This window comes from Sphaerisporangium sp. NPDC051011 (genome assembly GCF_040653595.1).
Classification (GTDB): domain Bacteria; phylum Actinomycetota; class Actinomycetes; order Streptosporangiales; family Streptosporangiaceae; genus Sphaerisporangium.
Map to the genome: position 1 here is coordinate 187,563 of NZ_JBFAGG010000016.1, position 16,959 is coordinate 204,521.

16 protein-coding genes are annotated in these 16,959 nt (G+C 71.2%); 8 read left to right on the forward strand and 8 right to left on the reverse strand.

What is annotated here, in order from left to right; genetic code table 11:
* Positions 1-206 precede the first annotated feature (206 nt).
* The 3 genes from AB0H21_RS32000 (at position 207) to AB0H21_RS32010 (ending at position 2,113) form a co-directional block, all read left to right on the forward strand.
* Positions 207-329: a hypothetical protein gene (locus tag AB0H21_RS32000; protein WP_358524154.1), complete on the forward strand. Its 123-nt coding sequence runs from the start codon at positions 207-209 to the stop codon at positions 327-329.
* A 287-nt stretch (positions 330-616) separates the two neighbouring features.
* On the forward strand, positions 617-928 hold the full coding sequence (locus AB0H21_RS32005) for a calcium-binding protein (RefSeq protein WP_358524156.1): 312 nt from the start codon (positions 617-619) through the stop codon (positions 926-928).
* 3 nt (positions 929-931) lie between these two features.
* On the forward strand, positions 932-2,113 hold the full coding sequence (locus AB0H21_RS32010) for a hypothetical protein (protein ID WP_358524158.1): 1,182 nt from the start codon (positions 932-934) through the stop codon (positions 2,111-2,113).
* Between the two features lie 196 nt (positions 2,114-2,309).
* Here the strand turns inward: AB0H21_RS32010 and AB0H21_RS32015 are convergent, their stop codons facing one another.
* The 5 genes from AB0H21_RS32015 to AB0H21_RS32035 all read right to left on the reverse strand — a co-directional run bounded on the left by AB0H21_RS32015 (position 2,310) and on the right by AB0H21_RS32035 (position 9,195).
* Positions 2,310-5,306 (reverse strand): DUF6493 family protein, encoded by a 2,997-nt coding sequence (locus tag AB0H21_RS32015; RefSeq protein WP_358524160.1) that lies wholly within the window; start codon positions 5,304-5,306, stop codon positions 2,310-2,312.
* Positions 5,303-5,788, reverse strand: a complete 486-nt coding sequence (locus AB0H21_RS32020) for a hypothetical protein (protein ID WP_358524163.1) — start codon at positions 5,786-5,788, stop codon at positions 5,303-5,305. Before AB0H21_RS32020 ends, AB0H21_RS32015 begins: the two co-directional genes overlap by 4 nt.
* 416 nt (positions 5,789-6,204) lie before the next feature.
* Positions 6,205-6,408, reverse strand: a complete 204-nt coding sequence (locus AB0H21_RS32025) for a hypothetical protein (RefSeq protein WP_358524166.1) — start codon at positions 6,406-6,408, stop codon at positions 6,205-6,207.
* A 27-nt stretch (positions 6,409-6,435) separates the two neighbouring features.
* A complete protein-coding gene (gene trpS, locus AB0H21_RS32030) occupies positions 6,436-7,548 on the reverse strand; it encodes a tryptophan--tRNA ligase (RefSeq protein ID WP_358524168.1) in 1,113 nt (370 codons plus the stop codon).
* A 684-nt stretch (positions 7,549-8,232) separates the two neighbouring features.
* Complete coding sequence (locus AB0H21_RS32035) at positions 8,233-9,195, reverse strand: NAD-dependent epimerase/dehydratase family protein (protein ID WP_358524170.1); 963 nt, start codon at positions 9,193-9,195, stop codon at positions 8,233-8,235.
* Positions 9,196-9,686: 491 nt separating this feature from the next.
* Between AB0H21_RS32035 and AB0H21_RS32040 the strand changes: the two genes are divergently transcribed.
* Positions 9,687-10,415, forward strand: coding sequence for a hypothetical protein (locus tag AB0H21_RS32040; RefSeq protein WP_358524172.1), 729 nt, complete (start codon positions 9,687-9,689; stop codon positions 10,413-10,415).
* A 46-nt stretch (positions 10,416-10,461) separates the two neighbouring features.
* Here the strand turns inward: AB0H21_RS32040 and AB0H21_RS32045 are convergent, their stop codons facing one another.
* Positions 10,462-11,304, reverse strand: a complete 843-nt coding sequence (locus AB0H21_RS32045) for a hypothetical protein (RefSeq protein WP_358524174.1) — start codon at positions 11,302-11,304, stop codon at positions 10,462-10,464.
* Between the two features lie 106 nt (positions 11,305-11,410).
* The gene (locus tag AB0H21_RS32050) at positions 11,411-12,205 is read right to left on the reverse strand and encodes a MerR family transcriptional regulator (RefSeq protein ID WP_358524177.1); all 795 of its coding nucleotides are present in this window, start codon (positions 12,203-12,205) and stop codon (positions 11,411-11,413) included.
* Positions 12,206-12,482: 277 nt separating this feature from the next.
* Between AB0H21_RS32050 and AB0H21_RS32055 the strand changes: the two genes are divergently transcribed.
* From AB0H21_RS32055 to AB0H21_RS32070, 4 genes are all read left to right on the forward strand, one after another.
* Entirely contained in the window at positions 12,483-13,460 is a 978-nt protein-coding gene (locus AB0H21_RS32055) for an ABC transporter ATP-binding protein (RefSeq protein WP_358524178.1), read from the forward strand.
* Entirely contained in the window at positions 13,457-14,296 is an 840-nt protein-coding gene (locus tag AB0H21_RS32060; RefSeq protein ID WP_358524179.1) for a hypothetical protein, read from the forward strand. The genes AB0H21_RS32055 and AB0H21_RS32060 overlap by 4 nt, the downstream gene beginning before the upstream one ends.
* Before the next feature lie 76 nt (positions 14,297-14,372).
* Positions 14,373-16,409 (forward strand): hypothetical protein, encoded by a 2,037-nt coding sequence (locus AB0H21_RS32065; protein ID WP_358524180.1) that lies wholly within the window; start codon positions 14,373-14,375, stop codon positions 16,407-16,409.
* A gap of 10 nt (positions 16,410-16,419) precedes the next feature.
* Positions 16,420-16,605: a thiazolylpeptide-type bacteriocin gene (locus AB0H21_RS32070; RefSeq protein WP_245967009.1), complete on the forward strand. Its 186-nt coding sequence runs from the start codon at positions 16,420-16,422 to the stop codon at positions 16,603-16,605.
* A gap of 64 nt (positions 16,606-16,669) precedes the next feature.
* Here AB0H21_RS32070 and AB0H21_RS32075 read toward each other — a convergent pair whose 3' ends face one another.
* Complete coding sequence (locus AB0H21_RS32075; protein WP_358524184.1) at positions 16,670-16,822, reverse strand: hypothetical protein; 153 nt, start codon at positions 16,820-16,822, stop codon at positions 16,670-16,672.
* Positions 16,823-16,959 lie beyond the last annotated feature (137 nt).

Sequence of the window (16,959 nt, forward strand, 5' to 3'; positions counted from 1 at the left end):
ACTCGCTGAGCAGCTGCTGCTGGTCCTTGCGGCTGGAGGTCATCTTCGTGGCGAACGCGCCCACAGGCAGCGGCCCATCCTCGTCCGCCACGCGGACCACGATCACCCCGTCCGCTCCGTCCCACTCCGGCCGGTAGTCCTGACCGGCGGCCGTGAGCTGCGCCTGGAGGTCGTCCAGCGCCTTGGTCAGCCGGGAGGTGGACTGCTTGAGCGAGATCTCGGTCGGGGTCAGGTCGCGCGTCACGGTGAGGATCGCCTCGTGGACCGCGGTCACCTCCGGCGGCAGCTCCCACTCGCCGGGCATGGAGCCCGACCAGTCGGCCTCCTGAGCGGGCCAGGCCAGACCGGGCGGGCACTTCGGACGTCTAGCAATTCCCGCTGGGCGAAGGGACCACCAGCCGTGTCCACACAGTCGAGCGGAACAAATCCGGCGGTGTCGGCGACCGGCCCAGCGCCATGGCCACCCAGTGGGGCGGCGGTCGCCCGCCGTACGGCTCTTCTCGTGCGCCGTTGACCGTTTCGGTTCCGGGCCGGCCGCCTCAGCCTAGCCAAGCGAGCCAGCCGTGTCCGCGGAAGATGATTACGGCACGCTCGATCTTGGTTACGCTTGCTCGCCATGGCTGGACTGAGCAAGGCCGAACTGGATGCGCTGGCCGAGCAGGCCATCGTCGACGCCTATGACGAGAACGAGCAGGTCTCCGGCTTTCACGCGATGCTGGAGGAGCACTTGGCCGTGCCGTTCGAGACGACGGTCCTCGGCGTCGAGGTGACGGTCAAGAAGATCGACTTGCTCCCGGGCAGCGGGATCGTCGCGATCTGCACCCGCGGGCCGCACCGGCAGGCGATCGGCATCCTCGACCTTCCGCTGCCCACGCCACCACCCGAAGGCTCTGAATGGATTGACGCCTACCGGCACTGGGGGCCGTGACCGATGAGTGAGTACCAGTACTACGAGTTCCTCGCGGTCGACCGTCCGCTGGACGCCGGTCAGCAGGCGGAGGTCCGGGCGCTGTCCACCCGTGCCCGGATCACCGCCATCAGCTTCACCAACGAGTACCACTGGGGTGATTTCCGCGGCGACCCGAACCGGATGATGGAGCGCTACTACGACGCCCACCTGTACCTGGCCAACTGGGGCACCCATCGGGTGATGCTCCGTCTGCCCCGAACGCTCCTCGACCTGGACGTCTCCGAGCGGTACTGCGCAGGAGACCAGGTGACGGCTTGGACCTCCGGCGAACACCTCATCCTTGACCTGACCAGCGAGGACGAGGAGGGCGAGTGGGTAGAGGACGCCGAGGACGCACTGTCGGCCATCGTCGGCGTCCGCGCCGAACTCGCCGCAGGGGATCTGCGGCCACTCTACCTGGCCTGGCTGTCGGCCTACGGCGCGTGGGAACGCGACGAGGACGCCTTCGACGACGAAGAAGAGGACGCGCTCGAACCGCAGGTGCCGCCGGGGCTCGGCACGCTGAGCGCGCCACAGCGGGCCCTGGCCGACTTCCTGCGTCTCGACCCCGATCTGCTCGCGGTCGCGGCCGAGGGGAGTCCGCTCCAGGCCATCGTCCAGGACGATCCGCGAGAGCTGGCCGTATGGCTCACGAAACTCCCCCAGGACGAGAAGGACGAGTCGCTAATGCGGGTCGTCGTCCAGGACCAGGCGGCCCAGGTACGGATGGAACTGATGCGCCGGTTCCGCGGCGAACCCAAAATCGACGCTGGTGAAGTTCCCAGGCGTACCGTGGCCGAACTGCTGGACGCCGCGGCGGAACACCGTCAAGAACGCGAACGCCGCGCGGCGGCCAAGCGTGCCCAGGAAGAGGCTCACCGCGAGCGGGAGCGGGCGCTGGCCCGTGAAAAGAGGCTGGACGCGCTCGCCCGCGACGAAGATGCGGCCTGGTCGAGAGTGAGCGCGTTGATCGCCGCCAAGAGGCCAGATGGGTACGACGCGGCCGTAGAACTGCTCACGGATCTGCGGGCGGTGGCTCAGCGCGCCGACCGTCTCGACGGGTTCGCACGGCGCTTCGCAGCCCTACGCCAGGAGCACCTGCGCAAGCCCTCCCTCATCGACCGTTTCAACCGCGCTGGACTCGACGCCCCATCTACCGGCTGATGTTCCGCCCGCGAAGCGGCGAGGGCAGGGACATGCTTAAGGTCGCCGCCGACCTGCCGGAGGAGCGACTGCGGGAGCGGCTGTTCCGGGCATTGGACGGGCGGGGTGCCTTCCGCCCGTTCCGTGGCGTGCTGGACGACGCTCCCGGCGGCGATGGTCGGTGGCCAGGGCATGGATGTGAACGGCCGGGCCGCGGTCAGTGGAGTTGGTCGCGTAGTCGGGCGCACTCTCGGGCGAAGCGGGTGGCGCGGCCGCTGTCCGCGAAGGCTGACACGCCTGGGATCTCGCCGCGGGCCTTCACCCAGGCTGCCACGTCGACGGCGAGCGCCACCGCCTCGGAGTGGGTGGCGGTCGGCCGCTCACCCTCAGCGGGCAGCAGGACCGGCAGCATGCTCCGGAGGATTTCCCAGACCTGCCGGTGTCCCCCTTGGTGGGCGGCCTCGGTCAGGGAGGCGAGGACCGGACGGGTCTCGAACCAGGTTCGGCGGATCAGGAGTGCGAGCTGGTGGCCGACCGCTTCGGTGGGCAGATCTCCCCTGGCCGCCATCCGCAGCAGCAGCGGCACCGCCTCTGGATGCCGTCCGGCCAGGAAGTAGGCCAGGATGAGCGCGGTCGCGTCCCCGAGTGGGCCGTCCGTCTCGGACAGGGCCGCGAGATAAGACGGGTAGACCCCCGGCGCGTTCCACTGGTAAAGCAGGTGGGGCAGGTAGTTGACGGAGACGACCTCGCGGTGTGACGGCAGAACCGCCGACCACCACCCCATGGCGTGGCCGTGATCCTCCCATCGCCATTTCAATGGCTCGTGCAGCAGTTCGTCGATGAGACGGTGTCCGGTCGGCTCCGCTCGCAGCACCGGCACCAGATGGACCTCGCCGACGTGTCGCGGTGCGCGTTCGTCGAAGAGGTACGCGCTGGCGTCCTCGACGTAGCCCCACTTCAGGCCTGTCACCGGGTCGGGCAGGCCACCACCGGCCAGCCAGACGGCGGCCGCCGACGCCGCCCGTGAGCCTATACGCGTGGCGCGTTCTGCGGCGTCGGGATGGGTTCCTCTCGGCAGCCGCAGCAGTGCCTGCTGCAGGTCCGCGGCCGGCGGTTCGACACCCGCGGCCGCGCACGTCTCCAGTCGGTCCACCAGCACGTCAGGGTCCAGGTGCCCGGTCATCACCGTGGGCGTCGCCAGGAGGACGGGTGGCAGCGTCCGCTCCCGCAGCGCCACGTACAGCTCGCTGAGCCGGTGCAGCAGGAACATGTGCGGCGGCGAGACTCGCTGCGGCTCCGGCAACCGGCGTCGCCTACGGAACTCCACCGCGGGATCGGGCTCTGCAGGCTTTTCGAACAGTGGCCGGTAGCCCATGTAGGAGATCCCCACGCGGAACCCCGGTTCGCCGGGGACGAGCGGGGGCACGGGCAGCCCGTCGCGCATCGCCGCCACCCGGTCGGCGGAGACTCCGATCTCCGCGATCTGGCGGAAGATCTCCTCCCGAACATGCTCGGGTAGGTCGCCGAACGCCCGCCCGGGCTCGGAATCGTCTTCCGGCTCTTCCCCCTGATCCTCTTCCAGCTCTTCAGCCGTTGCGGCGGTGACGTGCACCGAGAAGCTCGCTCCCGCCCAGGGATCGACCGGCTCCGGATCCGGCACGCCGGGATCGGTGCCCGGACCGATGATCTCCTTGGCCAGGGCGGCGATCCAGGCATCGGGGTTGTGCCAGGGCTCGGTCTCGTAGAGATAGGAGAAGGAGTCGCGGAAGGTGGGCATCAGCGTCTCCCGCAAAGCCTCACGGTCGCTCCACGCCTGCCGGACGAAGTCGGCGAGCCACCACTCGCACGCCGCCCAGCCGTGGAGATCCCGCGTGCCGAGGTTCAGGGTGTGTGCGGGGAACAGGCCGGGCTCCGCGAGTTCGGGCAACGCCACAGGAGTGAACGGCTCCGGCGCCTCCTCCACCGCCACCTCGCCCCCGAACGTCGCGGCCACCTGCGCGCCGAGGTCGGCGGGAAGCATCGGTACGGCGTCGGCGATCAATGCGGAACCCGTGTCGAACGCGGTGGCGTGTTTGACAGCGAGCTTGGCCGCGCGCCGTTGAACCTCGTAGGACGTGTGCGCGAACGCCGTGACCAGCGCGGGTGCCAGCTCGCATGCGCCCGCGGGCGAGCGCCGCACCTCCTCGTCCAGCCAGCTCAGGCCCGCCCGGGCCGGTTTGGCTTCGGCGCGGAAGGTCAGCGCGCCGATCGCCTCGGCGACGTCGGCGGCATCGTGAGGGCCGGTACGGCGCACCTGGGCGAGCGCCAGCTCCGCGACCGTGCCGGGGGCGGCGGGGAGCAGCCGCAGATAGTCACGCGCCCGCGCTGCCGCCTCCTGCGGTGTGGGATCGATCAGGTCGTGCAGCCGTACGAAGAAGCGCAGGTCGATGGCGTCGCCTCCACGCAGGAAGCGGCTTATGCAGCCGTCGAGGACTTCCTCGCGCGACACCCGGCCGGCCCCCAGGAGCAGCCGGAACAGAGCGAGCCAGGGCGTGGGCGCGGGGGTCAGCCGTTCGTCGCGCAGAGCGCGGCCCGCTCCCTCCGCCTCGAAGATCCTGGAAAGCAGCGGCCCGACCAGCGGGTCGTCGCGTACCACCTCGGTGGAGAGCCAGGCGACCACGAGCGGGTCGTGCTTGGGCGGCTCGCAACCGGAGGCCCGCAACAGGGCGAGCACCAGTGGGGCGATGCGGTCGCCCGCCGTACGGATCTTCTCGGAGAGCCGGACCGCCACGTCGGCCTGCCAGTCGTCAGGTCGGACGGCCAGCACGCGAACCAGATCGGCCGGGTCCGGGGTCGTCGTCCACCGCGGGTTGAACTCGCGGCGGGTCAGCCAGGCGACGGCGGCGGCCGAGCTCGAGAACGTGCCCGCGCCCGCGATCCGCAGCGGCTCCGCGAACTCGGCGATCGCGTCGCTCACCTGCCACCGGACATCCATCTGGATCTCCGCCCGCTCCCAGTCGGGCCGGGCGCCCTCCTCCTCGCCGAGGCCGTCGTGCCCGGCCGTCCACCCCTCACGGGCCATCTGGGCGGCCGTGTCGCGCATTTCCTTGAGGAACCCCGGCAGCCGATCTGCCACCTCGCGGCGCTCGCCCTCGGTCAACGCGACCACGCGGTCGGCCAGCGCTCCGCACCTGCGTTCGGTGATGAGGTCGCGCACCTCCTGCCAGGCGCTCACCGGGCCACCTCCACGACGGCACGGGCGGCGATCCTGGCGGCCGGCACGTGCTTGCACGGCCCGCGCGAGCCACGGTGGTCCCCTACCCTGGCCAGCGCCTCACGCAGCGGCCCGTTGACGTCGACGTTGGTCGTCCCCCTGTCGAACACCTCGCCGTCCAGGGCGCCGCCGAGCAGGTCGAGCCGGGCGTAAACACCGCCGCAGGCGGAGAACGACTGGAACCGTAGCCGGTCACCGCCGCACATCACGACCCGGTCGCGCGTCCACCCTGGACGCGGTTTGTGGTGACGGGTAAGGGCCACGTCCGCCACGCCCAGCAGGGCCGCGGCAGCGGGTGCCGCCTGCGTCACCAGCCCGCTGAAGAACTTGGGCGCGAGAGCGGGTCCGCTGAGGGCCCTGCCGCCGGACGTCGACAACCCCAGACGTCCGTTCACCAAGGTAGAAGGCGAGGCGTAACTGTACGCCTGCGTCGCACTTGTCATGCCCGGGAGACTAGAGATCATCACCGACAAAAGCCGTCCTATCGTCATGCCTGGCAGAGTGAAGGACGGGAACCGCCTTGACCGGCCCTCTGCGGAGGCGGCGCGGCTCTGGAGTTTCAGCGCCGCTCCCCTGAGCTGCTGCCATACATGCCGGGGTTGGCGGGCTGATCGGGTGGTTACCTGTTGCCGAGATCCGTCGCGTTCGACCAGAGTGTCGCTCAACGGCAGCGCGATCACCAGCTCCACCGGAGGACGGGCGATGACGGACCCGCTGATCAGAAAAGCACCGGACGGCCGACGCCACGGTCACCATGCCCGGCTTGCTCGACGCGTGGCTGCCATAGCGCCGGACCGGTACCGAGCGGGACTACGGGCTGAAATGTCCGGGGTCCCGCTCGTCTTCCAAGGTCAGACGCTCAGCTCACCGGACTGAGGCGTGCATCAGCCACCCGCTCTCGTCCGCGATCACCGAGATGCTCGGGGACGATGTTCTGGGTGCCGGGGCCGGGACGTATCTCGCACTTCCGGGCAGGCAGAATTTCGAGGATCCAGAACTGGAGCCTTTGTATCTGCCGCTCGGTCAGCACGGCGGTTTCGTCGGCGGCGATCAGTCGGATCACGTGACGCAGTGTGCCACCGAGCGGGCTTCAGAGGAGGCTGTTCATCGCGATCCGGACCTCTCGCAGGGTGGAGTCGGCCAGGGCGGTGGCGTGGCCGTTGCCGGCCTGAAGGATTTCGTGCACACGGTGGCGGTCCTTGGCGTACAGGGCGCGGCGGGCTCGGATGGGTTTCAGGTGTTCGTTGACGGCTTCAGTGGCGACGGCCTTCAGGGTCGCGGCGCCTCGGGGGCCGATGTCCTCGGCCACGGCGCGGGGGTCGCGGTCCAGGCACAGCGCCGTCAGCAGCAGGAGGCTCGCGATCTCGGGGCGGGTGGCGGGCTCGTAGGTGATGTGACGGATCGCGTCGGTCTTGGCGCCGCGGATCAGCCTGGCGGTCTCATCGGCGGTCGCGGCCAGGGCGATGGCGTTGCCCCGGCTCTTGCTCATCTTCGTGCCGTCGGTGCCCAGCAGCAGGGGTGCCGCCGACAGCAGGGCGTCCGGCTCAGGGAAGACGGGGACCCCGCCGTTCGCGTAGCGGTTGTTGAAGCGGCGGGCGATCGTACGTGTCGCCTCCAGGTGTGGGAGCTGGTCCTGCCCCACGGGGACGAGGTTGGCCTTGCAGAACAGGATGTCGGCCGCCTGGTGCGCCGGGTAGGTGAACATCAGCCCACTGACGGACGCTTGGGCGGACTGGGCGATCTCGTCCTTGACGGTGGGATTGCGGCCGAGCTCCGCGACCGAGATGAGGCTGAGGAACGGCAGGAGCAACTGGTTGAGCGCCGGGATCGCGCTGTGGGTGAAGATCGTGGCGCGCCCGGGGTCTATGCCCACGGCCAGGTAGTCGAGCACCAATTCCTCCACGTGCTCGGGGAGGCGGTCGGCGACGTCGCGATCGGTCAGGACCTGGTAGTCCGCGATGACCACCAGCAGTTCCACCCCCAGGTTCTGGAGGCGAACGCGGTTGTGGAGGGTGCCGAAGTAGTGGCCCAGGTGCAGCCGGCCGGTCGGGCGGTCCCCGGTCAGGACGCGGAACCGCTCCGGATGCTGTCGGATCGTCGTTTCCAGCTCGGCGCTGCGGTGCCGGGCGGCCGATATTCCGAGTCCCGCGTCCGAGGACGCGGAGGTGTCGGCCGGGGAGGCGGTATCGAGCGTGGGGATCATCTGGTTCTCCTGATCGGTAGGTCGGCCGTCGATCGGACGGCGCCCCCATGGGCAGGGAGAACGCAAAAGGGCCGTCCATCCGAACGGCCCGGTCGTGTGCTTGAGGTGGCCGCTCCTACGAGGAGCGCCACCAGCTCGGACACGAAAGACGATGCATGGTCTCAAGTCTACGTCGGCGGATCCTCCATGGCCGCGGCTCGGCCCCCCAGGAGACCCTCGATGTTCGATGACGGTACCGCTGCCGGGTGGAGCGGGGTGGTGACCGCTACATGCGGGTACCGGGGTCATTCCCAGTGACCGACGAGGTCGGCGAGAGCTTCGCTCGCCGACGGTCCGGACTCCCGCCAGCGCCTCGGTCAGCCCGCCAACGCCCCCTGGAGCTCCTGGGAGCGCTGGAAGAGGTCGGAGGTCCGCGCGATGGACTGGCTGTGGCGAGGCGCCCTGCGGGAAGCCCATGAGGACGCCCTCCAGGCCAGGTCGCTCCTGGAAGGGGCGCACATCCACCTCATCCGGCCGTACAACGCCTTCCTCGTCGACATCTATGTCGAGCAGGGGCACCTGGAGCAGGCGGCGCAGATCATGGACTGGTTTCTCGGTGTCTTCCCCAATCCCCACGAGCAACGCCTACAGAAAACTCGGCGTCAGGAACCGCCTCGAGCTGGCCAGGACCATCTCGTCCAAAGATCAGCGTTGACCGTCCGGCGGGCGCGCCGGGAGGGCCGACCAGGCGTCTGTGAGGATCTGGGGGAGGTCTGATCTTTTGGGTCGCCAGTCGAGGTCGTTCTGGATGCGGGACGGGTCGGCGAGGGACACGGGCGGCTCGGGGGCGGCGGGGCCGTGGCGTACGGGGACCGGGCGGCCGGTGACCTGCTCGGCCGCCACCAGTACGTCGCGGATCGAGGTCATGCGGCCGCTGCCCACGTTGTACGGGCGCCACTCCCCCGGCTCGCAGGCGTCCAGCGCGCGGGCGAAGGCGTCCGCCATGTCCAGGACGTGCACGAAGTCGCGGACGGCCGAGCCGTCGCCGTTGACGACCAGCTCGCTGGCATGACCGGCCTGGACGGCGAGGATCTTCGGGATGAGACGGGTCGTGTCGCGGTCGTGGTGACCGGGCATGCCGCCCGCGATGTTGAACGCGCGCAGGCTCACGGCCCCGACGAGCCCGGTGGCGGCGACATCGGCGGCGGCCTGGTCGGCGGCCAGCTTGCTCGTGCCGTACGGGCTGCCGGGCCGCAGCGGCGCCTCCTCGTCCACCGGCTGCCTGCCGGAGTGCCCGTACACGGCGGCCGTCGAGGCGAGCACGATCTTCTTGGGACGCGCGCGGGTCGCCGTCCTGGCCAGCGCGTGGAGAAGGTTCACGGTGCCGCCCACGTTCGTGCGCCAGTAACGGGCGGGCTCCTCAAGGGACTCGCGGGCCCGGACGAGTGCGGCCAGATGGCACACGCCATCGACGTCGGCCACGGCGGCGTCCAGGCTCGCGAGGTCGAGCACGTCGCCGGTGAGCGTCCGGTGGCTGCCGGGGACCGGCCTGCCGGTACGGGTGAGATCAGTACGGGTGAGAGCGGTGACGTGGTGGCCGTGCTCCGCCAGGACGGCGACGACGGCGATTCCGAGGAATCCGGACGCACCGGTAACGAGCACACGCATTTGTCACACCCATCTGGAGACGGCACACCAGACTTTAGATCGGAGACCTGCGACCGCTGAACGAAGCCGGGCGCGGGGGCGTCCAAATATTCGTTGACGACGGCGTGGAGGCGATGATGGCCAGAAGTAAACCGCGGTTATTCGGAGCGCTGTCCGCGGGAGCGCTCCTGATCGGTGTGCTCGTCGCCGGGTGCGGTGAGCAGAAGGTGGGCGAAACGTCGGCGCAGGTCGACGCCACGCCCTGGCAGCCCACGCGGCAGCCGTCCCTGCCGGGCGGCGCGCCACTGGAGAGCGGCGCGCCACTGGAGAGCGGTCCGCCACCGCAGAGCGGTCCGCTGCCGTCGAACCCGCTGCTCACCACCGTCCCGGAGCCGACCCCCTTGGTGTCGGGCACGCCCGTACCACAGCCGCCCGAGCCGGCCATCGGGCCCGTTCTCCAGATCACGAGCGAGGATCGGATCCCGCTACCGCTGGATCCCTACATGAACTCGATGGACGAGTTGAAGACGCTCGGTCTCGCGCAACTGGCCCAGGCGGGCGCGTGCATGCGCGCGCTCGGATTCACGCGGTGGAAGGACGGCACGGTCCGTAACTGGGACGAGCACTCGTTTCTGGAGTTTGACTTCTACGAATATCTGGACCCGGAGAAGGTCAGGGCCGAGGGATACCCGCGGCGGAAATCCGACCCGGATCCGATGGCGAGGATTCGCACGGCCCCTGACCGTGCAGCCACGGCGGACGAGAGGGGGGCGTTCAGCGGCTCCGCCGAGCGTACGGAGTCGGGCAGAACGATCCCGCCCGGGGGATGCGACGGGCAGGCGCACGCGGAGGTGTACGGGGACATGAAACTGCCGGTCGACATGCGGAGCCTCTCGGCGGATTCAAAGACGCGGGCCATGACGGACAGCAGGGTGAAGGCTGCGGTGGCCCGCTGGCGCGACTGCATGGCCAAGGACGGCCTGAACTACAGCGACCCCTTCATCGTCTTGGAGCGGACGCGGCAGGCGTCAGGCGACGGGCCGGCGAGTGAAGAGGAGAAGAGGGTCGCGGGCATCGACGCGACCTGTCAGAAAGACGCGAATCTGACGGGAATCTACAAGACGGTCCAGATCGCGATCCAGAAGATCCAGGTGGCGGAGAACCACGACAAGCTCACCGAGAGCCGGGCCATCTTCGCCGAACGCGTGAAGGCGGCCAGAGCCCTGCTCGAGAAGGAGTGACCCCGGAAACGCGGTCGTGCGGCCGTCTCCCGGCTCGCCGGGGCGGTCAGGGGGTGCTGAACTCGTGGGATTTCAGGGCGTTCAGGACCGTGGCGGGGTCGTCGGCGAAGAAACGGATGGTGGTCACTTCCACCTGGGAGCCCAGGGGGCGGGTCACGGTCAGCGGGCCGGTGAGCTCGACGGTCACGTTGGTCTGGGAGGAGACGGCCACGGCGAGGGTGCCGCCCGCTACGGTGATCATGCCGCGTTCGTCGTACTTGCGGGACGCGCGGGCCGAGGCGATCCGGTCGCGGGGGACGCGCACGTCCAGGTGGACGCCGTGGCGGACGCGCAGTTCGCCGGGCGTCACGACGTGGGGGTGCGTGACGGACGACGCGGCGTACGCGAGCCCGATCACCACTCCATAGATGTCGATCAGCAGGACCGGGACGCGTACCCCGGCCGGCACGTCGAAGGCGCCGAGCAGGAGGTCGACGGCCACCGTCTCGACGATCATCGCGAACAGCATCATCAGCAGCATCGGCGTCTGTTCCCTGGAGTACGACGCGGCGGTGGCGCCCCGCGGCACGCCCTGGCGGCGGCGCGCCATCCAGAGCACCACGCTCGCCAGGGACTTCAGCTCGAAGCCCATGAGCCTGCGCACGGGCATGGGGACGAGGTGGTGGAGGGTCTCCCTGAGCGCCGCACGCCGGTCGGCGCCGCGTCGGCGTGCGGCCCTGAACAGGCGGTACGCGGTGGTCGCCTCCAGGACGAACACCAGCGCGACCACCGCCTCGGTGACGGCGAACACCGGACCGGGCAGCGTCACCCCCGACACGAGCAGGATGGCGACGAGCAGTTCGGCCGGAAGCACGGCGTAGAGGGCGGCGCGGGCCAGCCGGATCATCATGGCTCCTTCACGGCGGGGGCGAGGGGAATCGTCATGTCCGCTCCTTGACGGCGCGGGCGAGGGGGGTCGTGGCGTGTGCTTCTCACGGTGGCGGCGTGAAGCCGGGTCATCGGAGCCGGTCCTTCAGCGTGTCGATGACCAGCTGGAACACCTCGATCTGGGCGGGTGACAGCTCCGACAGCATGGCCTCCATCCAGCGCCCGTCCCCGGCCTCGGCGTACGAGCCGGGGGGACGCAGCCGCGTGGGGACCGCGTCCAGGTTCTCGGCGATCGCCGACGCCATCTCGTCGGGGAGCTGGGCGGCGAGGTCGGCGGCGAGCGGGGCGACGCGGGGATCGCCGTGACGCGCGCCGGCCAGGTCGTCGAGCCGGCGGTAGAGGGCCTGCGCCCGCGCGAGGACGCCCGGGTCGGTGAAGGGCCGCATCAGGGCCGCCATCCGCGCGCGTTCCTCGGGATCGGCGATGGTGTCGAGCAGGGTGAGCACGTCGCGGTCCATGTCGGCGATGCGGGAGCCTCCGGTGGACAGGTCGCGTAGCATCGCCGCCATGTCGGCGGATCCCATCGAACCTGGACGAAGGTCCGCTCCCGCCAGCAGCGCGGCGACCCGTTCACGGCGGATCCTGAGGGCCTCCTGCTGCCGGGCCAGGTCCGCGTCGAGTTCGAGGAGCACCTCGCGCAGCTCGCGCCCCTCGTCGTCGGCGAGAGCGTCGCGCAGTTCGTCCAGCGACAGGCCCAGCTCGGCGAGGTGGCGGACGCGGGCGAGAGCGACGGCGTCGGCGAATCCGTACTCGCGGTAGCCGTTGGCCCGTCTCACCGGCTCGGGGAGGAGGCCCAGGTGGTGGTAGTGACGCACGGTCCGGGTGGAGACCCCGACGAGTGCGGCGAGTTCGCCTATCCGCATGCCTCGATTAGACACGTTGACGCTACGACAAGGTCAAACGCCCGCCCGGACGCGCGATCCGGGAACATCTGGGCGCGCGCTCCGGACATTCCCGGGCCGGTACCCCACGCCGGCCCGGCGCCGTCCGGCGGCCCCGAGTACCGGGGCCCCATAGGGAGGAGCGGGCGAGGAGCGGGTGGGGAGCGGCCCGGACGATCATTGCCCTCAGCCGATCACCCAATCGACGCCCGACGCCCAGTGCCCAGAGACGCCAGTGCATCAGAACGGGAGACCTGACATGACGCTTCGCCAGGAGGTAACCCCCTCCGGGCCCGGCTCGGCGGACGCCGAGGCGGCGGTCGTCGACCTGGAAGGCGTGACGAAGAGCTTCGGCGCGGTCCAGGCGGTGCGCGGGGTGACCCTGCGTGTCGCCCCCGGGCAGGTCTACGGCGTCCTCGGCCCGAACGGCGCGGGGAAGACGACGCTGCTGCGTACGCTGGTCGGCCTTGTCCGCGCCGACGCGGGCACAGTCAGGGTGCTCGGCAGGCCGCCCGCCGACCCGGTGGCGCTGCGCCGGATCGGCGCCCTGATCGAGTCACCGGCGTTCGTGCCGCACCTGTCCGGGCGGATCAACCTGCGGGTCCTGGCCCGCGCCCGCAGCCTCCCGGAGGCGGAGGTCGCCCGGGTGCTCGGGGTCGTCGAGATGGAGAAGGCCGCCGACCGCCGGGTCTCCGGCTACTCGCTGGGCATGCGGCAGCGCCTGGGTGTGGCCGCCGCTCTGCTCGGCGATCCGGCGCTACTGATCCTGGACGAGCCGACGAACGGCCTGGATCCCGACGGCATGGCGTCGATGCGCGCGCTGATCCGGGAGCTGGGCGGCCGGGCCACGGTCCTGCTGTCGTCGCACATGCTCGGCGAGATCCAGCAGGTGTGCGACCGCGTCGTGGTGATCGACAAGGGCGCGGTCGTGGCGGAGGACTCGGTGTCCGCGCTCCTCGACCGCGCCGGCGCCAGGGACGTGGCCGTCTGGGCGAGGCCGATGGACGTGGCCGGGAAGGTCTTCCAGACGAACGATCTCTGGTCGGGCGCGACCCGGGCGGGCGGCGCCGACGATCCGCACTGGCGGCTCGAACTGGACGAGGACGGCGTGCCCGCTCTGGTGCGGGCGCTGGTCGAGGCCGGCGCCGAGGTGCACGAGGTGCGGCGCGAGCGCCGGTCGCTGGAGCAGGTGTTCTTCACGCTGACCGGAGACCACACAGGCGGGAGCGGCAAATGATCAACGCACTGTCCGCCGAGGTGTTGCTGCTGCGCAAGCGTCCCGCCGCGTTCGTGGTCGGGGGCGCCTGGGTGCTGCTGGTGGTGGCCTTCGGCTTCGCCGTGCCGTACATCGTGTACTCCACGCTGGACCCGGTGAAGTACGCCGCGGACCGGGGCCAGCTTCTGGACATCCTGCTGCCCTCGGCGGCGGGGGGTACGGCGGCCGGCAGCTATCCGCTGTTCGGCGGGGCGATCATGCTGATCCTCGGTGTGCTGATCACGGGCTCGGAGTACCGCTGGGGGACGTGGCCGGCGCGGCTGGCCCAGGGGCCCACCCGTACCCAGGTCGTCCTGGCGAAGGCGGTGGCGGGCGCCCTCGCCATCGTCGTCATCGCCGCGGCGGCCCTGGTGGCGGCGATCGTGGCGTCGGTCGTGATCGCGTCGGTGGAGGGACGGCCGCTGACCTTGCCCACGCCCTCGGCCCTCGCCGCCTCCCTCGGCGCCACGACGCTCATCTCCGTCGCCTGGATGAGCGTCGGCGCGGCGCTCGGCGTGCTCTTCCGGGGCGTCGGCACGGCCCTCGGCGTGGGGTTGTTGTGGACGCTCGGCCTGGAGAACGCGCTGTCCGGCCTCGCCGGTGTCGTCCCCGCGCTGGAGCCGGTGCGCACGGTCCTGCTCGGGCCGGCCGGCGGCTCGCTCGTCGCCGCCCTCGGCGTCCCCTCCATGAGCGAGGGCGGATCGCCGGGAGTGGCCGCGTACGTCACCGCGCCGGTCGCCTGCCTGGTACTGGCCGCCTACACCGTCGCCGGCGTGGCGCTCGCCACCGCCCTGATCCGCCGCCGAGACATCACGTGAGACTCGGCATCGACCCCCGGAGGCCGTTGTGACAGCCCAGACGCGTGAAGTCGTCCGCCCTCGCATGCGCACGGACATGGCCTTTCTCGAGACTCGCGACGGCGTGTACGTGCACGGGCACGGCGACGCGTTCGTGATCAGGGGCGCGGCGGCGTACCGCTACCTGTCGGCGCTGCTGCCGCATCTCGACGGCTCCACCCCGCTGAGCGATCTGGTGGCGGGGTTGCCGAAGGCGCACGCCGACAGCGTCCGGTCGCTGATCGGCACGCTGGCCTCCCGCGGGGTGATCACGGACGCGCCGGAGGCGAGCGCCGTGCGGGACCCGGAGCTGCGCACCCGGTTCGCCGGGCAGATCGCCCTGCTGGAGCAGCACGGGGACGACGGCACGGGGTTCCTGCGCGCCGCGACGGCGCGGGTCGTGGTGATCTGCGAGGACCCGGCGCAGGCGTCCGCGCTGGCGGAGGCGCTGACCGCCAACGGCGTCGGCGCCGCCTCCCCCGGGTCGGTGCGGCCCGGGTGGGTGCGGGTCGTCACGGCCGGGGACGTGCCCGCCGCGACCATGACCGACGCCGACCTGGTGTGCCTGATCGCCGCGGACCGCACGTCGCCCGCGCTGTTCGATCTGGCCGACAGCGCCTGCGCGGTCGGAGCCGCCTTCGTGTCCCTGGTACGGGTCGGCGACCTGCTGGTGCTCGGCCCCTGGCAGCCCGCCGACGGCGAGAGCTCGGGCATCTACTCGGCGATGCTGCGCATGACCGACAACGGGGTCGCGGGCAGCGCGGACGTGTGGCTCACGGCCGGCGCGGGCGCGGCGGCGGCCGCCCCGGCGACGAGGCTGCCCGGCAACGCGGTGTCCATCGCCGTCGGGATCGCCGCCTTCGAGGTGTTCAAGGCCCTGACGGGCGCCATCCGGAGCGACATCCAGGACGGCGTCGTGATCGTCGACCCCGATCGGCTCACGGTGCGCGTCGAGCGGGTCGTCCCCCATCCCGCCGCGCCCGGCGGCCTGTCGTCCGGTGGTGGGGCCACGGACTTCTCCCCCGCCGAGCCGGACGACGGCGCCTCGCCGGCCGAGCGCGCCTACCAGCGGTTCGCGCCCGTGGTCTTCGACACGGTGGGCATCATGCGCAGGTTCGACGACGACGCGATCTCGCAGGTCCCCGCGAAGGTCTCGGCGCTGATCGCGCCGTCCGCCGATGCCGCGCCGATCGTGGCCTTCGGATCGGAGACGGTGCTGGAAGCCCGGCTCGCGGCCCTCGAAGAGGCGTCCGTGCGCTATGCCGTGAACGTCCAGCGCCGGTGCGCCGGCCTCCTGGCCCCGGCCCGGCCGGACGCCGAGGTCGTCGAGGCCGGGCGGATTCGGACCTGGCTCGGAGGCACGCCGCTCCCCGAAGACCCGCTGGTCGCGGCGACCGACCTGGACGGATCGAGGCCGCTCGCCGTTCCCCGCGGTGCCGTGCTGGCGGGCCCGTGGGATCGCCGGGCCGCGCGGTTCGAGCCCGATCTGGTCGGAGTGGCCGCCGGCGACTCCCCCGAGGCGGCCGTGTCGCGGGCGCTGCTCGCGGCGGCGGGCGCGGAGACGCTGGCCGCCGTCGCGCGCGACGAGATCGGCCTCGGCCCGGTCGACGACTCGGCCCTGACCGCCGACCCCGACGCCGAGCGGGGCAAACGCCTGCGCATGCTGGCGCGCGAGGTGCGGCACGAGGGCCGCTCGCTCACGTTCTATTCGGCGCCCGGCGTCGTCCCGGTGGCGGTCCTGCGGGTGCGGGACGGCGCGGGCGAGGAACTCGTCGCCCGCGCGGGAGGCTCGTGGTTCGACGCGGCCGAGTCGGCGTTGCTGGCCCTGGTGGCGGTGCGCCAGATCGCCGAGTCCCCGACGAACTGGACGGCCCTGAGCGCGCCCGCCGCCCCGGCGCTGTCCGGCGCGCGGGTGTCGGAACCGCCCGCCGACGTGGCCACGCTGGCCGAGGTCGTCGGCCTGGACGTGGCCGTCGCCCGTCTGCGCGCCGGCGGGACGCGCGCCGGGTGCGTCGACCTCACCCCGCCCGACCTGGCCGGCGTCACGAACGTCGTCAGGGTCCTGCTGTTCCGGCAAGCCGGTTCGCCGAGCTGAGGAGGATCCCGTGTCGGACCTGGACCGAGAGCTGATCGCCCTGGAAACCGTCACGTTCGAGGTGGAGGACATCGCCGACCTCGGCCGTGACGCCGCCGACTGGTGCAGTTCCAGCACCAGCACGTCCAGTTGCTCGTCGTGCAGCACGTCGAGCTGCTGCAGCTGCACAAGTAGCAGCTGCAGCAGCTCCAGCTGAGCGCGGCGACGGACGTCCGAAGACCGATATCCGATGAGAGGAGGTGAATGACCATGGCCCTCAGTCAGGAACTCCTGGCCCTCGAGACCGCGACGTTCGAGATCGCTGACATCAGCGACCTCGGGCAGGACGCCGCGGGTTGGTGCAGCTCGTCGTGCAGCTGCTCCAGCTGCAGCTCGTGCAGCACGTCGAGCTGCTGCTCGTGCAGCACCAGCACCGGGTGCGGCGGCGGGTGAGCCCTCGCACCGATCCGCTCGGTACAGACAAGGGAGGTACAAGATGAGCAAGACCCTCGGCCTGGAGCTGATGGAGCTCGAGGCGGCGACGTTCGAGGTCGTCGACAACGTCGACCCG

What these genes read in the sequence shown, in the direction of transcription:
- AB0H21_RS32005 (WP_358524156.1), top strand. Translation starts at nt 617, where the DNA reads ATGGCTGGACTGAGCAAGGCCGAACTGGATGCGCTGGCCGAGCAGGCC.
- AB0H21_RS32010 (WP_358524158.1), top strand. Translation starts at nt 932, where the DNA reads ATGAGTGAGTACCAGTACTACGAGTTCCTCGCGGTCGACCGTCCGCTG.
- AB0H21_RS32020 (WP_358524163.1), bottom strand. Translation starts at nt 5,788, where the DNA reads ATGACAAGTGCGACGCAGGCGTACAGTTACGCCTCGCCTTCTACCTTG.
- trpS (WP_358524168.1), bottom strand. Translation starts at nt 7,548, where the DNA reads ATGATCCCCACGCTCGATACCGCCTCCCCGGCCGACACCTCCGCGTCC.
- AB0H21_RS32035 (WP_358524170.1), bottom strand. Translation starts at nt 9,195, where the DNA reads ATGCGTGTGCTCGTTACCGGTGCGTCCGGATTCCTCGGAATCGCCGTC.
- AB0H21_RS32040 (WP_358524172.1), top strand. Translation starts at nt 9,687, where the DNA reads ATGGACGAGTTGAAGACGCTCGGTCTCGCGCAACTGGCCCAGGCGGGC.
- AB0H21_RS32045 (WP_358524174.1), bottom strand. Translation starts at nt 11,304, where the DNA reads ATGATGATCCGGCTGGCCCGCGCCGCCCTCTACGCCGTGCTTCCGGCC.
- AB0H21_RS32050 (WP_358524177.1), bottom strand. Translation starts at nt 12,205, where the DNA reads ATGCGGATAGGCGAACTCGCCGCACTCGTCGGGGTCTCCACCCGGACC.
- AB0H21_RS32055 (WP_358524178.1), top strand. Translation starts at nt 12,483, where the DNA reads ATGACGCTTCGCCAGGAGGTAACCCCCTCCGGGCCCGGCTCGGCGGAC.
- AB0H21_RS32060 (WP_358524179.1), top strand. Translation starts at nt 13,457, where the DNA reads ATGATCAACGCACTGTCCGCCGAGGTGTTGCTGCTGCGCAAGCGTCCC.
- AB0H21_RS32065 (WP_358524180.1), top strand. Translation starts at nt 14,373, where the DNA reads ATGGCCTTTCTCGAGACTCGCGACGGCGTGTACGTGCACGGGCACGGC.